Here is a 15,446-nt window from a genome sequence, read left to right on the forward strand (position 1 = left end):
GAACTCTCGGTAACGATGGTGGGCGGCGAAGCGGGACGCGCAGGCGCTCGGCGGCGACGTCTCAGGCCTTGCGGCCGATGTCGGCCGTGGTCCAGCTTCCGTCGATACAGCGTTGCACGCCGCCGGGGTTGGCGTCACGCAGCTCCGGCGGCAGGCGGTCGTCGCGCACCTGGTCGTAGCTGTGCAATGCGGCGTAGCGGCGGATCGCGGCCGGCATGCCGACCGAGGTGAACCCGGCGTGGCTGGTGCTGGGATAGGGACCGCCGTGTTGCATCGCCGCGCTCACGGCCACGCCGGTGGGCCATTTGTCGTCGATCAATCGGCCCACGCGCGCGCGCAGTGCCGGCGCGATGCGCTGGTACGCCGCGTCGTCGGTTCCATCGGCGGCCGAATGCAGCGTGCCGGTAAGGTTGCCGTCGAAGGCGCGCGCCAACGCCGCGGCCTGCTCGGCGTCGCGGTAACGCACCAGCAGCGACACCGGCCCGAAGGCTTCCTGCTGCAAGGCTTCGGGCGCGGCTAGAAACGCCTGGGCCGACACACTCAGCAAAGTCGGCGCGTAGCGCGCGCCCGGGCCCTGCGACTGCGCGGCACCGGCCACCACCTGCGCCCCGGCCTCGCGCAGGCGCGCTACCGCCTGCGCGAGGTGCTGCTGCACGCCGTGCGAGAACAGCACGGCGGGCGCGGTGGCGGCGAAGCGCGCGGCGACCGCGGCGGCGAAGGCGTCGCCGTCCGCGCCCTCGGGCAGCATCACCACGCCGGGGTTGGTGCAGAACTGTCCGCTGCCCATCGTGCAAGAGGCGAAGAAGTCCTGCGCCAGCGCGTCGCCGCGCTCGCGCAGCGCGCCGGGCAGCAGGAACACCGGGTTGACGCTGGACATCTCGGCGTAGATCGGAATGCCGGCGCGGTCGGCCGCGGCTTTCAAGGCCAGGCCGGCGCCGCGACTGCCGGTGAAACCGATCGCGCCCAGGCGGCGGTCGCCGGCCAGCGACAGGCCCAGGGCCGGGTCGAGGTCGTACAGCAGTTGCACCGTCGCCTCGGGCAGGCCGCTGGCGTGCACGGCTTCGTGGGCGATGCGCGCCAGCACGCGGCTGGTGGCCGGGTGCGAGGGGTGGGCCTTGGCGATCACCGGGTTGCGCGCGGCGATCGCCGAGGCGAAATCGCTGCCGGCCACGGCGTTGAACGCGAACGGAAAATTGTTGGGGCCGAACACCAGCACCGGCTTGTGCAACGGCGCGTAATGCGCGCGCAGCCCGGCCTGGGTGTCGATCACCGGATGGGTCCAGGCATACGCGCGCACGGCGGCGGCGGCCTGGCGCAGCTGATGCGTGGTGCGCGGCAGTTCCACCGCCGACAGGCGCGGCGCCAGCGGCAGCGCGGTTTCGGCGTGCGCGGTGGCGGCCAGTTCGTCCGCGGCCGATTCGATGCCGGCCGCGTAGCGTTCCAGGAAGTCGGCGATGCGGGCCGGCTTGGTCGCGGCCAGTTCGTCGGCGATGGCGCCGGCCGCGCGCAGCGCGGCTTCGACATCGCGCGGTCCGGAGCGCGGGAACTGCGGGCCGATGGCCTCGCCGGTGGTCGGATCGACGGCACGGAAGCCGCCGGCCTCGTCGTGGCTGCGTTGCCATTGGCCGGCGATGAGGATGGGTTCCATGGCTTGGGGTCCTGGGCTGTCTACGCGGTGCGCTTGTGCGGTGGGTTCGGTCGGCTTATCCGGTGCGACGCCGGCGGCCTGGATCCCCGCCTTCGCGGGGATGACGGCATCGGAAGTCGCGGCGAAACCCTGGATCGTCATCCCCGCGAAAGCGGGTATCCAGGGCTTTCGTGCGAGAACGCTTCAGCGCCTCGTCCTCGCGCTGGGCATCATCGCGACATCACCGCTTAGGCCGCGTCGCGATCGCATGATCGATCACCGCCAACGCCCGCGCGCGCTCCTCGCCTTCCACCGTCAGACGCGGCGCGCGTACGCGCTCGTCGCCCATCGCCACGCGCTGCTGCATCAGTTTGATCAGCTGCACGAACTTGGGCACGGTGTCCATGCGCAGCAGCGGCAGCAGCCAGGCGTAGAGTTCCATCGCCGCCGGTGCGCCGCCATCGCGCGCCTGTTCGAACACCCGCACCGACTCGGCCGGGAAGGCGTTGACCACGCCGGCGATCCAGCCCACCGCGCCCATCGACACGCCTTCGACGATCGCGTCGTCCATGCCCACCATCAATTCCAGGCGATCGCCGAGCAGCGCCTTGATCGCGGCGAAGCGGCGGATGTCGCAGGAGGATTCCTTCACCGCCTGCAGGTTCGGATACGCGGCGGCGAGTTCGGCGATGCGCTCGGGCACGAAGTCGGTCTTGTAGGCGACCGGATTGTTGTACAGCAGCACCGGCAGGTCGGTGGCTTCCAGGATCGCGCGCATGTGCGCGCCCATCTCCTGCCAGTCGGTGGAATAGACGTAGGGCGGCAACGCCATCAATCCGCGCGCGCCCAGGCGCTGCGCGGCCTGCGCCAGGCGCACGGCTTCGTCGGTGGACAACGCGGCGATGCCGGGGATCACAGGCGCGCTGTCGCCCAGCGCTTCCACCAGGGTGGCGACGATCTCCAGCTTCTCGTCGAACGACAGCGTCGCGCCCTCGCCCAGCGAGCCCAGCGGCACGATGCCGGTGCAGCCGGCGGCGATGAGTTGGCGCGCGTGATCGGCGAGGAAGGCGTGATCGACCGTGCCGTCGGCCTTGAACGGCGTGGTGATGGCGGGCACGACGCCGCGCCAGAAGCTTGCGTTGCTCATTGAGGTTCCTGTCTCGACACTGAGGTGTGGGGAATGCGTGGCGCGCGTCTAGTCCGGACGCACGCCCCAGGCGAAGGGGTCGTCGTCTTCGATCAGCAGGCGGCCTTGCGCCATCAGATGCGCGCGTCCGCTGATGCGCGGATGGATGCGGCCGCCGTCGGCGGGCTGGTAGCTGCCTTCGAACACGCTGCCCAGCACGCTCTCCATGCGCGTGACCGCGCCGGGCGCGAGCGCGCCGTCGGCGGCCAGGCAGGCCAGCTTGGCCGAGAAGCCGGTGCCGCAGGGCGAGCGGTCGTAGGCCAGGCCCGGGCACAGCACGAAGTTGCGCGCGTCCGCGTCGGGCGTGCGCGCCGCGCCGTTGAGTTCGATGTGATCGATCTGGGCGCCGTCGGCGCCGCGCACGCTGGCCGCTTCCAGCGCGTGGCGGATCGCTTCGGTATAGCGCGTGAGCTCGCGCCATTGCGCGACCTCCAGCGGGATCGGGCAGTCGCGGCTGATGTAGAACCAGTTGCCGCCCCAGGCCACGTCGCCGCGCACGCGGCCGTAGCCGGGCACGTCGAGTTCGACGTCGCGCGCATGGCGGTAGCTTTCGACGTTGTCGATGGAAACCAGGCCGTCCTCGTGCAGCTGCGCCACCACCGTGCCCACGGGCGTGTCTATCGCATGCCGGCCCGGACCGATCCGGCCCAGATGCGCGAGCGTGCGCACCAGACCGATCGTGCCGTGGCCGCACATGCCCAAGGTGCCGACGTTGTTGAAGAAGATGACCGATGCGACCGAGTACACGTACTGCGGCGGCAGCAGCAAGGCGCCGACCATCGCATCGGATCCGCGCGGCTCGCAGGCGATCGCGCTGCGCCAGCGGTCGTGCTGCGCGGCGAACGCCAGGCGTTGTTCGGCGAGGCTGCCGGCGCCCAGATCGGGCAGGCCGGACAGCACCACCCGCGTGGGTTCGCCGCCGGTGTGCGTGTCGATGTAGTCGATGCTGCGCATGACCGTCATGGTCCCGCCGCGGGCGCTCGGGGGTCTAGCCGGCTTGCGTCGTCGCGGATGCGGAAATCGGCACAAAACTTTTCCGCCGACGCATAATCCGACGATGCCTTCCGCAGCGCTGCCGCCGGTGGATCCCGACCTCCTGCAGGAGCTGTTCGACCGTCTGCCCGACGTGGTGTTCTTCATCAAGGACCGGCACGGCCGCTACACCCACGCCAATCAGACCCTGGTGCAGCGCCTGGGCCTGGGCGCGCGCGAGGCGGTCATCGGCTACCGCGCCAGCGAGCTGTTCCCGGCGCGCCTGGGCGACGGCTATGCGGCGCAGGACCGGCGCGTGCTGGGCGGCGCGCGCATCGACGACCAGCTGGAAATGCACATGTTCCAAAACCGCGCCGCGGGCTGGTGCCTGACCAGCAAGCAACCGCTGCGGCACGACGGTGAGATCCACGGCCTGATCGGGATCTCGCGCGATCTGGCCCAGCCCGACGGCCGCCATCCGGGTTATGCGCGGCTGCGTCGCGTGCTCGATCACATGGAGGCGCACTACGGCGAACCGGTGCGCATGCAGGCCTTGGCGGAACTGGCCGGGCTGTCGCTGTCGCAACTGGAGCGGCAATTCCGGCGTGTGTTCCAACTGGCGCCGCAGCAATGGCTCACGCGCCTGCGCATCGAGGCGGCGATGCAGCGCCTGCACGGCGAGGACACCATCGCCTCGATCGGCCAGTTGTGCGGCTTCACCGATCAAAGCGCCTTCAGCCGCCAGTTCAAGGCCAGCGTGGGACTGACGCCGCGCGATTACCGCCGGCTCAATCCCGCGCCGCCCTGCGCGCCGACATGAGCATCTGCGCGGCCGCGTACAGCACCACGATCACCACCAGCCAGCGCAGCCATTCCAGCGGCAGCGATTTGACCACGAAGGCCGCGATCAGCACCCCGGGAATGCCGCCCAGCGTGAGGCCCAGGGCCGCGCGCAGGTCGTAGCGCCCGGAGCGCACGAAGGCGCCGCCGCCGACCGGCATCAGGAAGGCGCAGGCGCCCATCATGATCGGGAAGGCCGCGATCGGGTTCATGCCCAGCAGACTCACCAGAATCAGGCAGGGCGCGTACAGGCCGATGCCCAGCATCATCAGCGCGCCCAGCAGCAGGCTCACCACGACCGCGAACGCGAGCCGGGCGCCCGCCAGGCCCACGGCGTCGCCGCCGCCGGGCAGCCAGTTCAAGTTGGCCGCCAGGAACAACCCCGCGGCGATCAGCAAGGCCACGCCCATGCCGATCTGGATCGCACGCCGCGGCAGTCGCGCGACCACGCGCACGCCCAGCCAGGCGCCGGCCACCGCCGCGGCGATCATGCTCAGCAGCGTGGTCAGGTCCACCTGCACCACCGCAATGAAGATCAGCGCCTGCGCCACGGTCGGCAGCGCGTGGCCGACATTGAGACTGCCGGGGATGCGCTCGTCGGCGACGCGTCCGCGCAGCTTGAAGATCGCGGTGGTGGTGGCGAAGGAACCGATGCCCAAAGTGTCGAAGAAGTTGGCGACGAAGCCGGTCGCCAGATCGCGCGCGTCGGGCCGGCGCGCGCCGTCCGCGGCCGCTTCGGCGCGGCGCGCGCGTTCGATCGCCCACCAGCGCCAGGCGTAGGCCAGGGCCAGCGCGGTGAGCGCGGTCAGCAACAGCACGGTGCCGTCCCGGTTGGGATCCATCGCCAGACTCCCTGCGCACGCGGTCGCGTGCCCGGCCCATGGTCGGCGCGGGCACGGGCGCATGGCTTGTCTCGCTTCCGCGCGCTGCGTGCGGAATATTGCGTAGTCGCCCGCGGCGGCCGCGCCTAGCATCAGCCCCTCCATCCGCGCGGGCCTGCGCTTGAGCCGAACGTCCACCGCCTCTTCCGTGCTTGTGATCGGCGCCGGCGTGATCGGCCATGCCTGCGCGCTGGCGCTGCAGCGGCGCGGCTGCGACGTGGTGATGACCGACCCGGACCAGGCCGGCAGCGCGGCGTCCTGGGGCAACGCCGGCCACATCGCCACCGAGCAGGCGCAGCCGCTGGCCTCGCCGGCGACGCTGCGTTCGGCGCCGGGCCGCTTGTATGCGTTCGGCGGCCCGCTGTCGCTGCGCGACCCTCTGAGCATCGCGCCGTGGGTGTGGCGCTATTTGCGCGCGTGCCGGCCGCATACCTACGAGCGCGGTCGCGTGGCCTTGCGCGGCCTGCTGGCGCAGGCCTTGCCGGCGTGGCGGCATCTGGCGCAGACGCTGGAACAACCGCAACTGCTGCGCGAGACCGGTCACTGGGTGTGCTGGGAATCGGCGGGCGCAGCCGCGCGCGGCCGCGCCGGCTGGGACGGCAGCGACACCGGCGACACCCGTTTCCAGACGCTGGCCGACGGCGACCTGGGCGCGCTGCGCGCGGCGTCCAGCGCGCCGATCCATTCCGGCATCGCCTTTTCCGGCACCGCCCAGATCGCCGATCCGCGGCGCCTGGCCGCGGCCTTGCAGGCGCGCTTCCTCGCCGACGGCGGCGAGCGCCGCTACGACCGCATCGAACGTCTGCGCAGCGACGGCGGCGGCCTGGTCGCCAGCACCGCCGAGGGCGAGACGCTGCGCGCGCAGCGCGTGCTGGTGTGCGCGGGCGTGCGCTCGCGCGCGCTGATGGCTTCGCTGGGCATCCACGCGCCGCTGGTGGCCGAACGCGGTTATCACCTGCAGTGGGCGGAGCATCGCTGGCCGGACCTGCCGCCGGTGGTGTTCGAGGACCGCTCGATGATCGTGACCCGCTTCGAGGGCGGTCTGCGCGCCGCCGGTTTCGTCGAGTACGCGCACGCGGATTCGCCGCCCGATCCCGGCAAGTGGCGGCGCCTGCGTCTGCACGTGGCCGAACTGGGCCTGCCGGTGCGCGGCGCGCACAGCCGCTGGTTCGGCGCCCGCCCCACCCTGCCCGACTACCTGCCGGCGATGGGCCGCAGCGCGCGCGTGCCGGGCCTGCATTACGCGTTCGGCCATCAGCACCTGGGCCTGACCCTGGCCGCGATCAGCGGCGAGCTGCTGGCGCGGTCGATGAGCGGCGAGAGCGACGGCACCGAGCTGGCGGCGTTCGATCTGGATCGGTTCGGCGGCTGAGGCAAACGTAGCCTTGCGGCTTTGGCGCGTTTGCGAAGCGCTTCGTTTCCCGTCGTTCCGGCGAAGGCCGGAGCCTGGGCGCTCTCCTCACCCGTCATTCCGGCGAAAGCCGGAACCCATGTTGCCGTTGCTCTGTAAGCGATCCATCCGTGATCGCCAGCGAAGAGCGACCATGGGTTCCGGCTTTCGCCGGAATGACGGAGCCTGGGTGCGGGCGAAAGCCGGGGCAGCACCGTCGGAGCACCGGCGCTGGCGGCCGCTGCCGCGGCCTGCTTAGACTGCGGGCATGGCCGCCCCCGTCGCCCCACTCGCCGATGCCGATGCCGTCGCCGCGCAGATCCGCGACGCCTTCGCCGACTACCACGCGCGCTTCGCCGCGATCACGCGGCGCGCCAAGGGCCGCTTCGAAACCTGCGACTGGAGCGGCGCGCGCGACGACGCGGTCGAGCGCATCGCGCTGTACGACCGCTGCGTGGCCGAGGCCAGCCAGGCGCTGGACGCGCGCCTGGGCGCGCAGGCGCACGACCGCGCGCTGTGGTCGGCGGTGCACGCCGGCTATGCGCGCCAGATCGAACCGTTGCTGGACCGCGAGCTCTACAAGACCTTCTTCAACACCCTGACCCGGCGCTTCTTCAAGACCCGCGGCGTGGACGCGGCGATCGAGTTCGTGGCGCTGGACATCGAGCCCACCGACGCGATCACCCACCCCGTCGCGCGCCACAGCTATGCGGTGTCGGGCGAGCGGCTCACCGAAACCTTGATGCGCGTGCTGGACGACTATCCGTTCGCGGTGCCGTACGCGCACCGCACACGCTGCGCGGCCGGGATCGCGGTGCGCCTGCAGGACGACCTGCATCACTGGGGGCCCGATCCGGTGCGCGCGATCGAGCTGCTGGATGCGGTGTTCTACCGCGAGCGCCGCGCCTATTTGATCGGCCGCGTGTTCGGCGAGCGCGCGTTCTCGCCGTGCGTGATCGCGCTGGTCAACGATGGCGGCGCGCTGCGCGTGGATGCGGTGCTGACCTTGCGCGCGGACGTGGTGCAGCTGTTCAGCTACTCGCGCAGCTATTTCCATGCCGACCTGGGCACGGTCGGCGACGCGGTGGTGTTCCTGCGCACGCTGCTGCCGGGCAAGCCCATCGACGAGCTGTACACCGTGCTCGGCCGCGCCAAGCAGGGCAAGACCGAGCGCTACCGCACCTTCTTCCGTCAGTTCGCCGCGCAGGCCGGCGAGCCACTGGTACGCGCCGATGGCGAGCGCGGCATGGTGATGGCGGTCTTCACCCTGCCCAGCTATCCGCTGGTGTTCAAGCTGATTCGCGACCGCTTCGCCTACCCCAAGGATATCGCCCGTACCGAGGTCGAGGCCAAGTACGCGCTGGTGTTCCACCACGACCGCGTCGGTCGCCTGGTCGACGCGCAGCCGTTCCGGTTCCTGCGTTTTCCGCGCGCGCGCTTCGCGCCGGAGCTGCTGGAGGAACTGCTGGGCACCTGCGCCGGCAGCATCACCGAGGACGGCGAAGACCTGGTGCTGCACCTGTGTTACGTCGAGCGCCGCTTGCGGCCCTTGAACCTGTACCTGCGCGAGCAGCCGCTGGAAACCGCGCGCGCGGCCGCGATCGATTACGGCCAGGCGATCAAGGACCTGGCCCTGGCCAATATCTTCCCCGGCGATCTGCTGTTGAAGAACTTCGGCGTTTCGCGCCACGGCCGCGCGGTGTTCTACGACTACGACGAGCTGTGCCTGGTCACCGACTGCCGGTTCCGCGCGGTGCCGCAGGCGCGCAACCACGAAGACGAGATGGAGGCCGGGGCCTGGTTCTACGCGGCCGGCAACGACGTGTTTCCCGAACAGTTCCCGCGCTTCCTGGGCCTGACGCCGCCGCTGCTGGGCGCGCTGTTGCACGCGCACCCGGAGATCTTCCAGGTGACGTGGTGGCAGCAGGTGCAAGACGCGCTGCGCGCCGGCCGCTACACCGACGTCGCGCCGTATCCGCTGGACCGGCGTCTGCCCTGAGCGCCGGCCCAGGCCGCTCAGTTGTCGCGGAACGCCTGCGGCAGATTGGGCAGCGCCAGCAGGTCCAGTTCCAGCCGCGTCGGCTCGCCCTCGATCTCCACGCCGACGGTGAACGCGCCGGCCGCGATCAGGCGCAACTCGGCGCCCTCGCCGTTGGGCACCACGCGCCGCTGCGGCGGATCGAACGTGGGATGCAGATGGAAGATCACCGTGCCCACCAAGGGCGGCGCGCCCGGCAGGATGCGCACGCTGAGCAGCACGGCGCAGAGGCTGCCGTCGGCATTCAGGGGGCTCACTGTCGCGTCGAGCACGCGCCCCTCGGCCGTGGCCGCGCCGCCGAACGCGTTCTTGTTGGGGTCGCTGTCCCACAGCGCCGAATGGGTGCGCAGCGCGGGCACGAAGGCCGGGCGCGCGGATTCGCGGCCCGCGGCGTCGACGCGCTTGGCCGGCGCTGGCGCGGCGGCGGGCGCGGTGCCGCGCGCGATGAAAGCCACCGCGTCGTCGAGGGTGGCCTTGCTCTCGCGCGCGCTGCGCTCGGCCTCCTGGCGGCGGCGGCGCTCGGCGGCGACAGCGCTCTGGCTGCTTTCCAGGTATTGGACGAAATCGGTGCGGGTCCAGATGTAGGACGCCAGGAAGCCCAGCAGCGCCGCGGTCGCGAGCAGGAAGCCGGCGGTGGTCGCGCCGTTCTTCAAGCCCCAGTCGGCCGCGGCCTGGATCGACAGGCGGTTGAACGCGTCCGCGATCTCGCGCGCCTGCACCAGGCTCACGCCGACCACGATCTTGGTCAGCCAGTCGCTGATCTGTTCCAGGTTGGTGTTGTGGCTGAAGCCCGGATCGGCGCGCGGCGCGGCGCCTTCGCGCGCCGGGTCGGTCACCACCGTCGGCGGCGGCTCGGTCAGCGCGCGCGGGATACCGAACAGGAAACCCAGCAAGGTGCCGGCCAGGGCCGCGCACAACACGCCGGCGATGGCGGCGCCGAACTTCCATTGCAGACCGATCGCGAGCCAGGCGCTGAGCAGGATCAACACCGCCAACACCGCGGCCACGCGCGCGGCGCGCACGATCGGGCGTATCGGTTCCGCGTCGCGCTCGCGCGCGGACGACGGCGGGGAGATGCGTGGGGTCGGCTGCGTGTCCATCGCGGCGTGTTCCGATTCCGTTCTCGCCCAAGCTAACGCAATTCGCGCTGGGCCGCGGCCGTCAGCGCCAGCTGGACGGATCGATCGGCAGGTCCATGCGCGGGTCGTGCACCAGCAGGCGGTCGTCGGCGCCCAGCAGGTCGGGATAGACCACCAGGTTGGAACCGCCGGCGCGGCGCGTGGACGGGAACGCGATCGCGGCCAGGCCGGCGGCGCGCGCGTCGTCGGCGATCACCCAGCTGGGCGGCTCGATCTCGTCCAGGAACGCCATGCGCTTCCAGTTGCAGGACAGTTCCTGCCACAGCGGCGGCCAGTGCGCGGGGTCGTAGCCGGCGCGGAAGTCGGCCACGCGCGCGATGGTGGCGCGGTAGGCGACCAGGGTGCCGGGGCGCACCAGCGGATCGTCCTGGCGGAACTCCTCGACCGCGGTTTCCGGTTCCAGCGCCAGGTACAGGGCGTCGATGCCGGGCCGATTGAGGCGGCCGCCGGAGATCGCCGCGCCGGCGCCGCTGAGCGGCTGGAACGACCAGCGCGGGGTGTGCATGCGGTACGCCGGGAGGTCCGGTCCCAGTGCCGCGACGATCATCCGGTGGCGCCGCCTTCCAACGTCGCCAGGTAGCGGATCACCGCCTCGGATTTGCCGTCGCGCACCAGGTCGGCGGCGGTCTGGTAACCGAACTCGGCGATCGGATGATTGATGAACCAGAACAGCGTGCGCTCGCGGTCGTCGTTGACCCGGTAGGCCGCGGCCAGCACTTTGACGATGTCGCGCAAGGCGCCCTGCAGCTGCGAGGACTCCGGATTGCCGGTGACCGTGTTGCGGTGCACGCGCGCCAGGCCGGCCAGGTCGCTCACGCCCATGTGCAGGGCCTGGGCCATACGCACCGGCGACAGCGTCGGGCGCGAGGGTTCGCGCAGGGTTTCCAGGAAGGTGTCGAAGGCGGCGGCGGACACGGCGTCACTCCAGAGGGGACGCGACCATAGTACGCCTATATTTTGCACAATCAATGCACTGATCTGCGGGAAGCCCAAAAAGAAGGCCTGGAGCGACCGGGCCTTCAGCGGACAGTGGGCTGGGCGGCGCGTCCTGCTCTCACGCGCAGGCGCCCGGTGCGCAGGCCGGGACCGCGGCGGAGGCGGCCGGCAGCGGCTGGGCTCGGTCGCGTGCGACCGGCTTGGCCTCCTGGGCCGGCGCCGGGAGCGGCGCGGGACGGTCGTAGAACCGGTCGTCGGTCAGGTACCCCTGCATGAACAGCAGGTCTTTGTAGATGCTCATGACGTACTCCTTGGGACTGGGCTCCGGGGCCCGGGATGGGCTGGCCACTTGAGTGATTCACAAGCTACGCTTAGCCCATGCACTGAAAAAGCGACATTTCTGCAAGCCAGACTTGAGCAGGATTCAACATGAGCCGCCCACCCTTGCACGCCCTGCTGGGCTTCGCCGCCGCCGCCCGCGCCGGCAACCTGACCCGCGCCGCCGGCTCCATGCACCTCACGGTCAGCGCGCTGAGCCACCAGATCCGCACCCTGGAAGAGCGCCTGGGGCGGCGTTTGTTCGAACGCGGGCCGCGCGGCGTCAAACTCACCGCCGACGGCGAGCGCCTGATGAACCGCATCGCCCCGCATCTGGCCGCGCTGGACGATGCGCTGCGCCCCTACGGCCCCTGCCGCGACGACGTACTGACCCTGAGCCTGATGGCCTCGATGGCCTCGGCCTGGCTGGTGCCGCGCCTGGGCGATTTCCTGGCCCTGCACCCGCAGCTGGAACTCAACCTGCAATCGAGCACGCGCCTGGTCGATTTCGAACGCGAGACCAACGTCGACGCCGCCCTGCGCGGCGGTTACGGCGCCTGGCCCGGGGTGGTGATCGAGCACCTGTTCGACGAAACCCTGACCCCGGTGGCCAGCCCGAAACTGATCGAACGCATGGGCGGCCTGCCGGCGCTGGAAGACCTGCAGCGCTGGCCCTTGCTGGGCGATCCGGCCGACCACTGGCGCGACTGGTTCGAGCATTACGGCGGCCGCGAACCCAACCGCTACGTCGCCCACTTCGACGACTCCGAAACCATGCACCGCGCCGCGGTCGAAGGCATGGGCGTGGCGCTGGCGCGCATGGCGCGCACGCGGCTGCTGATCGAGAACGGACAGCTGGTGTCGCTGCGCCCCGAACGCCTGCGCACCGACTACGCGCATTACCTGGTGTATCCGCAGCGCTCGGCCGACCACGCCGGCCTGCTCGCGTTCCGCGGCTGGGTGCACGAGCAGGCGCAGGCCTATGTGGCGCGCATGCAGGCCAGCCTGCCCAGCGACGACGGGCTGATGCGCAAGGTGCGCAAGCACTCGCAGACCTGAGCGGGTCCGGGACCACCGGCACTGGCCGCTAACGCGGCAGCGGTTAGGCTGATCGCCCTTTCCGTTGCGAGACCGACGCATGACCGCTCTCCCCCTGCACCGTTCGTTGCTGGTCGCCGTGGTCGCCGCCACGCTCGGCATCGGCGTCGGCCACGCGGCCGAAAAAGCCGCCAAGCCGGCCGCGTCGGCCAAGAGCATCGAAGCCGCGCTGGCCAAGCCGCTGGCCGGCGACTGGCGCGACGCCAAGAACAGCGCGCGCGACGTCTACCGCCATCCGGCGCAGACCCTGGCCTTCTTCGGCGTGCAGCCCGGCCAGACCGTCATCGAAATCACCCCCGGCGGCGGCTGGTACAGCGAAGTGCTGGCGCCCTACCTCAAGGATCACGGCCGCTACGTCGCCGCGGTCTGGGACGACGCGATTCCCGACCAGCCCAAGTACCGCTACAGCCTCAACACCGCATTGCGCGCGAAGTTCGCCGGCAACCCGGCCGTGTACGGCGCGCCGGACGTGCGCGTGTTCGATCCCAAGGCGCCGGTGTTCGGCCCCGCCGGCGGCGCCGACACGGTGCTGACCTTCCGCAACGCCCACAACTGGGTGTCCGACGGCAACGCGCCGGCCTACTTCAAGGCGTTCTTCGATGCGCTCAAGCCCGGCGGCGTGCTGGGCGTGGTCGACCACCGCGCCAAGCCCGGCACCGATGTGGAAAAGATGAAGACCTCCGGCTACCTCACCGAAGCGCTGGTGATCGAACTGGCCCAGGGCGCCGGCTTCGTGCTCGACGCCAAGAGCGAGATCAACGCCAACGCCAAGGACGGCACCGACCACCCCAACGGCGTGTGGACGCTGCCGCCCAGCAACCGCCACGACGCGGCCGACGCGGCCAAGTACAAGGCGATCGGCGAAAGCGACCGCATGACGCTGCGCTTCAAGAAGCCGGGCTGAGGCCGGCGGCCGTCGCGCGCGATCGATGCGGTCGCGCGCGGCGCTTCTGGATGCGCGTCCCGTAGCGACCGCCACGTTTGGCGGCGCACGCGGGCCTGCGCGATCATGCGCGCATGCTGATCGCGTTCAACAAGCCCTATGGCGTGCTGTGCCAGTTCACCGACCGCAGCCTGCCGCCGCGGCCGACGCTGGCCGGCTTCGGCCTGCCGACGGACGTGTACGCGGCCGGCCGGCTCGATCACGACAGCGAAGGTTTGCTGCTGCTTACCGACGACGGCGGCCTCGCGCATCGGCTGACCGATCCGCGGCATAAGCAGCCCAAGACCTATTGGGTGCAGGTGGAAGGCGAGCCGTCGGAAACGCAGCTGCGCGCCTTGCGCGAGGGCGTGACGCTCAACGACGGCCCGACGCGGCCGGCCCGGGCCGCGCGCATCGAAGCGCCGGCGTTGTGGCCGCGCGATCCGCCGGTGCGCTTCCGCAAGACCGTGCCGGACGCGTGGTTGGCGCTGACCATCAGCGAAGGCCGCAATCGGCAGGTGCGGCGCATGACCGCGGCGGTGGGGTTGCCGACCTTGCGTTTGGTGCGGGTGGCGATCGCAGAGCATGGCCTCGACGGTTTGGCGCCGGGGGAGTGGCGGGAGATTTAGCGCGATCGAGGTTCGCGGCCGGGCGCGTTGTCGCGATCGCGGCTTACGCCGCTCCCACAGGGGGCATATGGTTTTCGCGGTGCGTGGGTTGCGTGGTCGCGGCTCACGCCGCTCCTACCCCAAAGCGGCGACGCGCTTTCTGTGGGAGCGGCGTAAGCCGCGATCGCGACAACGATGCGGCGACGTCGCCACCGAAGCGCGCATCGCTACCGCGCCCACCTCAATCCCGCTCCGCCATCGGCGGCGCCACCGGTACCGAGTTCGCGCCCGGCCGCGTCAGGATCAGCACCCCGCCCAGCACCACCGCGGTGCCGACGATCTGCACCGGCGTGATCGCCTCGCCCAGCACCCAGCCGCCCAGGAACACCAGCGACACCGGCCCCAACACCGACAGCTGCGCCGCGGTGCCCGCGCCCAGGCGCGCGACCGCGGCCATGGTGAAGGTCACCGGCAGGAAGGTGCAGAACAGCGCGTTGGCCGCGGCCAGGCCGTACACCGGCCACGGCAGCGCCAGCAGGTGCGCGACGTCGCGCGCGATCAGGTAATGGATCAGCGTGGCCGCGGTCGACACCACCATCGCGTAGGCGACCAGGCGCAGCGAGCCCACACGCTGGATCACCTGGCCCGACATCGCCAGGTACAGCGCATAGCAGAACGCCGCCAGCAGCACGAGCGCGCTGCCCAACAGCACGTGCTCGCCTTCCACGCGCAGGTTTTCGGCCATCACCAGGGCGACGCCGGCATAGCTGACCGCCATCGCGATCCATTCCTTGCGCGCCACCTTGCGGCCGAACGCGAACACGCCCATCAGCAGCACGAAGGTGGGATTGAGGAACAGGATCAGCCGCTCCAGCGACACCGGCACGTATTCCAGGCCCCAGAAATCGAACAGGCTGGACAGGTAGTAGCCCAGCACGCCCAGCACCACGATCAGGCCCAGGTCGCGCCGGCTCAGGCCGTCGCCGCGCGCGCGGGCGCGGCGGGTCTCGCGCACGCCCAGCAGCAGGAACAGCGGCAGCGACAGGGCCATGCGCAGCGCCATCACGTCCAGCGCGTCGATGCCGTAGCGGTACTGCAGCTTGGCCAGGATCGCCTTGGCCGAAAACAGGACGGCGCCGGCAGCGGCCAGACTCAGGCCGAGGCGCCGGGCGGCGGGATCGTGGGTGGGGGTCACGGCGGATTCGCGAGGTCGTAGCCCCACCATGATAGCGGGCGCGCGGAGCCGGACGCGGCCGCGCCGCCCAGGCCCGTTGGCGGCGGCCGGACCCGTCCGCCCTATCGGCGACAGCGTGACCGGCGCCATTGCATGCCCCGATGAATGGTTCAGACTGTACCTGTACAGGCACCGCTGCCCCACAGCCCATTCTGTTAAGTTGCCACTACAAATGCGCACAGATGACGCCGCAGAGCTCGGCCAGGACCCGCCGCCCACCGCGTCGGCCCCGGCCCGCGACGAGCCCGCGCCGGCCG

Annotated in this window: 15 protein-coding genes; 6 read left to right on the top strand and 9 right to left on the bottom strand. The window is 71.1% G+C overall.

Going from position 1 to position 15,446, the window contains the following annotated elements; genetic code table 11:
* Window positions 1-61 precede the first annotated feature (61 nt).
* The 3 genes from LVB77_RS01160 to LVB77_RS01170 form a co-directional block, all read right to left on the bottom strand.
* Window positions 62-1,648 carry an aldehyde dehydrogenase family protein gene (locus LVB77_RS01160; RefSeq protein WP_232908398.1) on the bottom strand — a complete coding sequence of 529 codons (1,587 nt, stop codon included), beginning with the start codon at window positions 1,646-1,648 and terminating at the stop codon, window positions 62-64.
* Window positions 1,649-1,868: 220 nt separating this feature from the next.
* Window positions 1,869-2,774 (bottom strand): dihydrodipicolinate synthase family protein, encoded by a 906-nt coding sequence (locus tag LVB77_RS01165; protein ID WP_232908399.1) that lies wholly within the window; start codon window positions 2,772-2,774, stop codon window positions 1,869-1,871.
* Between the two features lie 48 nt (window positions 2,775-2,822).
* The gene (locus LVB77_RS01170) at window positions 2,823-3,767 is read right to left on the bottom strand and encodes a proline racemase family protein (RefSeq protein ID WP_232908400.1); all 945 of its coding nucleotides are present in this window, start codon (window positions 3,765-3,767) and stop codon (window positions 2,823-2,825) included.
* Window positions 3,768-3,870: 103 nt separating this feature from the next.
* On the opposite strand from LVB77_RS01170, the gene LVB77_RS01175 reads away from it, so the two are divergent.
* A complete protein-coding gene (locus LVB77_RS01175; RefSeq protein ID WP_232908401.1) occupies window positions 3,871-4,605 on the top strand; it encodes an AraC family transcriptional regulator in 735 nt (244 codons plus the stop codon).
* On the opposite strand, the gene LVB77_RS01180 is transcribed toward LVB77_RS01175, so the two are convergent.
* On the bottom strand, window positions 4,574-5,467 hold the full coding sequence (locus tag LVB77_RS01180; protein ID WP_232908402.1) for a sulfite exporter TauE/SafE family protein: 894 nt from the start codon (window positions 5,465-5,467) through the stop codon (window positions 4,574-4,576). The two genes, LVB77_RS01175 and LVB77_RS01180, sit on opposite strands and share 32 nt — an antisense overlap.
* Before the next feature lie 160 nt (window positions 5,468-5,627).
* On the opposite strand from LVB77_RS01180, the gene LVB77_RS01185 reads away from it, so the two are divergent.
* Together LVB77_RS01185 and aceK are read left to right on the top strand one after the other, a co-directional pair.
* Entirely contained in the window at window positions 5,628-6,878 is a 1,251-nt protein-coding gene (locus LVB77_RS01185) for an FAD-binding oxidoreductase (protein ID WP_232908403.1), read from the top strand.
* 286 nt (window positions 6,879-7,164) lie between these two features.
* Window positions 7,165-8,895 (top strand): bifunctional isocitrate dehydrogenase kinase/phosphatase, encoded by a 1,731-nt coding sequence (aceK, locus tag LVB77_RS01190; RefSeq protein ID WP_232908404.1) that lies wholly within the window; start codon window positions 7,165-7,167, stop codon window positions 8,893-8,895.
* A 17-nt stretch (window positions 8,896-8,912) separates the two neighbouring features.
* Here the strand turns inward: aceK and LVB77_RS01195 are convergent, their stop codons facing one another.
* The 4 genes from LVB77_RS01195 to LVB77_RS01210 all read right to left on the bottom strand — a co-directional run bounded on the left by LVB77_RS01195 (window position 8,913) and on the right by LVB77_RS01210 (window position 11,310).
* Complete coding sequence (locus LVB77_RS01195) at window positions 8,913-10,034, bottom strand: pYEATS domain-containing protein (protein WP_232908405.1); 1,122 nt, start codon at window positions 10,032-10,034, stop codon at window positions 8,913-8,915.
* A 61-nt stretch (window positions 10,035-10,095) separates the two neighbouring features.
* Complete coding sequence (locus LVB77_RS01200; RefSeq protein ID WP_232908406.1) at window positions 10,096-10,578, bottom strand: RES domain-containing protein; 483 nt, start codon at window positions 10,576-10,578, stop codon at window positions 10,096-10,098.
* A gap of 38 nt (window positions 10,579-10,616) precedes the next feature.
* Window positions 10,617-10,988, bottom strand: a complete 372-nt coding sequence (locus LVB77_RS01205) for a DNA-binding protein (protein WP_232908407.1) — start codon at window positions 10,986-10,988, stop codon at window positions 10,617-10,619.
* 139 nt (window positions 10,989-11,127) lie between these two features.
* On the bottom strand, window positions 11,128-11,310 hold the full coding sequence (locus LVB77_RS01210) for a hypothetical protein (protein WP_232908408.1): 183 nt from the start codon (window positions 11,308-11,310) through the stop codon (window positions 11,128-11,130).
* A gap of 128 nt (window positions 11,311-11,438) precedes the next feature.
* Here LVB77_RS01210 and LVB77_RS01215 point away from each other — a divergent pair, with 128 nt between their 5' ends.
* The 3 genes from LVB77_RS01215 to LVB77_RS01225 all read left to right on the top strand — a co-directional run bounded on the left by LVB77_RS01215 (window position 11,439) and on the right by LVB77_RS01225 (window position 13,976).
* Complete coding sequence (locus tag LVB77_RS01215) at window positions 11,439-12,386, top strand: LysR substrate-binding domain-containing protein (RefSeq protein WP_232908409.1); 948 nt, start codon at window positions 11,439-11,441, stop codon at window positions 12,384-12,386.
* A 79-nt stretch (window positions 12,387-12,465) separates the two neighbouring features.
* Entirely contained in the window at window positions 12,466-13,329 is an 864-nt protein-coding gene (locus tag LVB77_RS01220; RefSeq protein WP_232908410.1) for a methyltransferase, read from the top strand.
* A gap of 113 nt (window positions 13,330-13,442) precedes the next feature.
* Window positions 13,443-13,976, top strand: a complete 534-nt coding sequence (locus LVB77_RS01225) for a pseudouridine synthase (RefSeq protein ID WP_232910412.1) — start codon at window positions 13,443-13,445, stop codon at window positions 13,974-13,976.
* A gap of 220 nt (window positions 13,977-14,196) precedes the next feature.
* On the opposite strand, the gene LVB77_RS01230 is transcribed toward LVB77_RS01225, so the two are convergent.
* Window positions 14,197-15,150, bottom strand: a complete 954-nt coding sequence (locus tag LVB77_RS01230) for a DMT family transporter (protein ID WP_232908411.1) — start codon at window positions 15,148-15,150, stop codon at window positions 14,197-14,199.
* Between the last annotated feature and the right edge of the window lie 296 nt (window positions 15,151-15,446).

It is taken from the genome of Lysobacter sp. 5GHs7-4, assembly GCF_021284765.1.
In the GTDB taxonomy this organism is placed as follows: Bacteria; Pseudomonadota; Gammaproteobacteria; order Xanthomonadales; family Xanthomonadaceae; genus Lysobacter.

Excerpts from the sequence above, each read along its gene's own strand:
- LVB77_RS01160 (WP_232908398.1), bottom strand. The coding sequence starts at position 1,648 with ATGGAACCCATCCTCATCGCCGGCCAATGGCAACGCAGCCACGACGAG.
- LVB77_RS01165 (WP_232908399.1), bottom strand. The coding sequence starts at position 2,774 with ATGAGCAACGCAAGCTTCTGGCGCGGCGTCGTGCCCGCCATCACCACG.
- LVB77_RS01170 (WP_232908400.1), bottom strand. The coding sequence starts at position 3,767 with ATGCGCAGCATCGACTACATCGACACGCACACCGGCGGCGAACCCACG.
- LVB77_RS01175 (WP_232908401.1), top strand. The coding sequence starts at position 3,871 with ATGCCTTCCGCAGCGCTGCCGCCGGTGGATCCCGACCTCCTGCAGGAG.
- LVB77_RS01180 (WP_232908402.1), bottom strand. The coding sequence starts at position 5,467 with ATGGATCCCAACCGGGACGGCACCGTGCTGTTGCTGACCGCGCTCACC.
- aceK (WP_232908404.1), top strand. The coding sequence starts at position 7,165 with ATGGCCGCCCCCGTCGCCCCACTCGCCGATGCCGATGCCGTCGCCGCG.
- LVB77_RS01195 (WP_232908405.1), bottom strand. The coding sequence starts at position 10,034 with ATGGACACGCAGCCGACCCCACGCATCTCCCCGCCGTCGTCCGCGCGC.
- LVB77_RS01200 (WP_232908406.1), bottom strand. The coding sequence starts at position 10,578 with ATGCACACCCCGCGCTGGTCGTTCCAGCCGCTCAGCGGCGCCGGCGCG.
- LVB77_RS01210 (WP_232908408.1), bottom strand. The coding sequence starts at position 11,310 with ATGAGCATCTACAAAGACCTGCTGTTCATGCAGGGGTACCTGACCGAC.
- LVB77_RS01215 (WP_232908409.1), top strand. The coding sequence starts at position 11,439 with ATGAGCCGCCCACCCTTGCACGCCCTGCTGGGCTTCGCCGCCGCCGCC.
- LVB77_RS01220 (WP_232908410.1), top strand. The coding sequence starts at position 12,466 with ATGACCGCTCTCCCCCTGCACCGTTCGTTGCTGGTCGCCGTGGTCGCC.
- LVB77_RS01225 (WP_232910412.1), top strand. The coding sequence starts at position 13,443 with ATGCTGATCGCGTTCAACAAGCCCTATGGCGTGCTGTGCCAGTTCACC.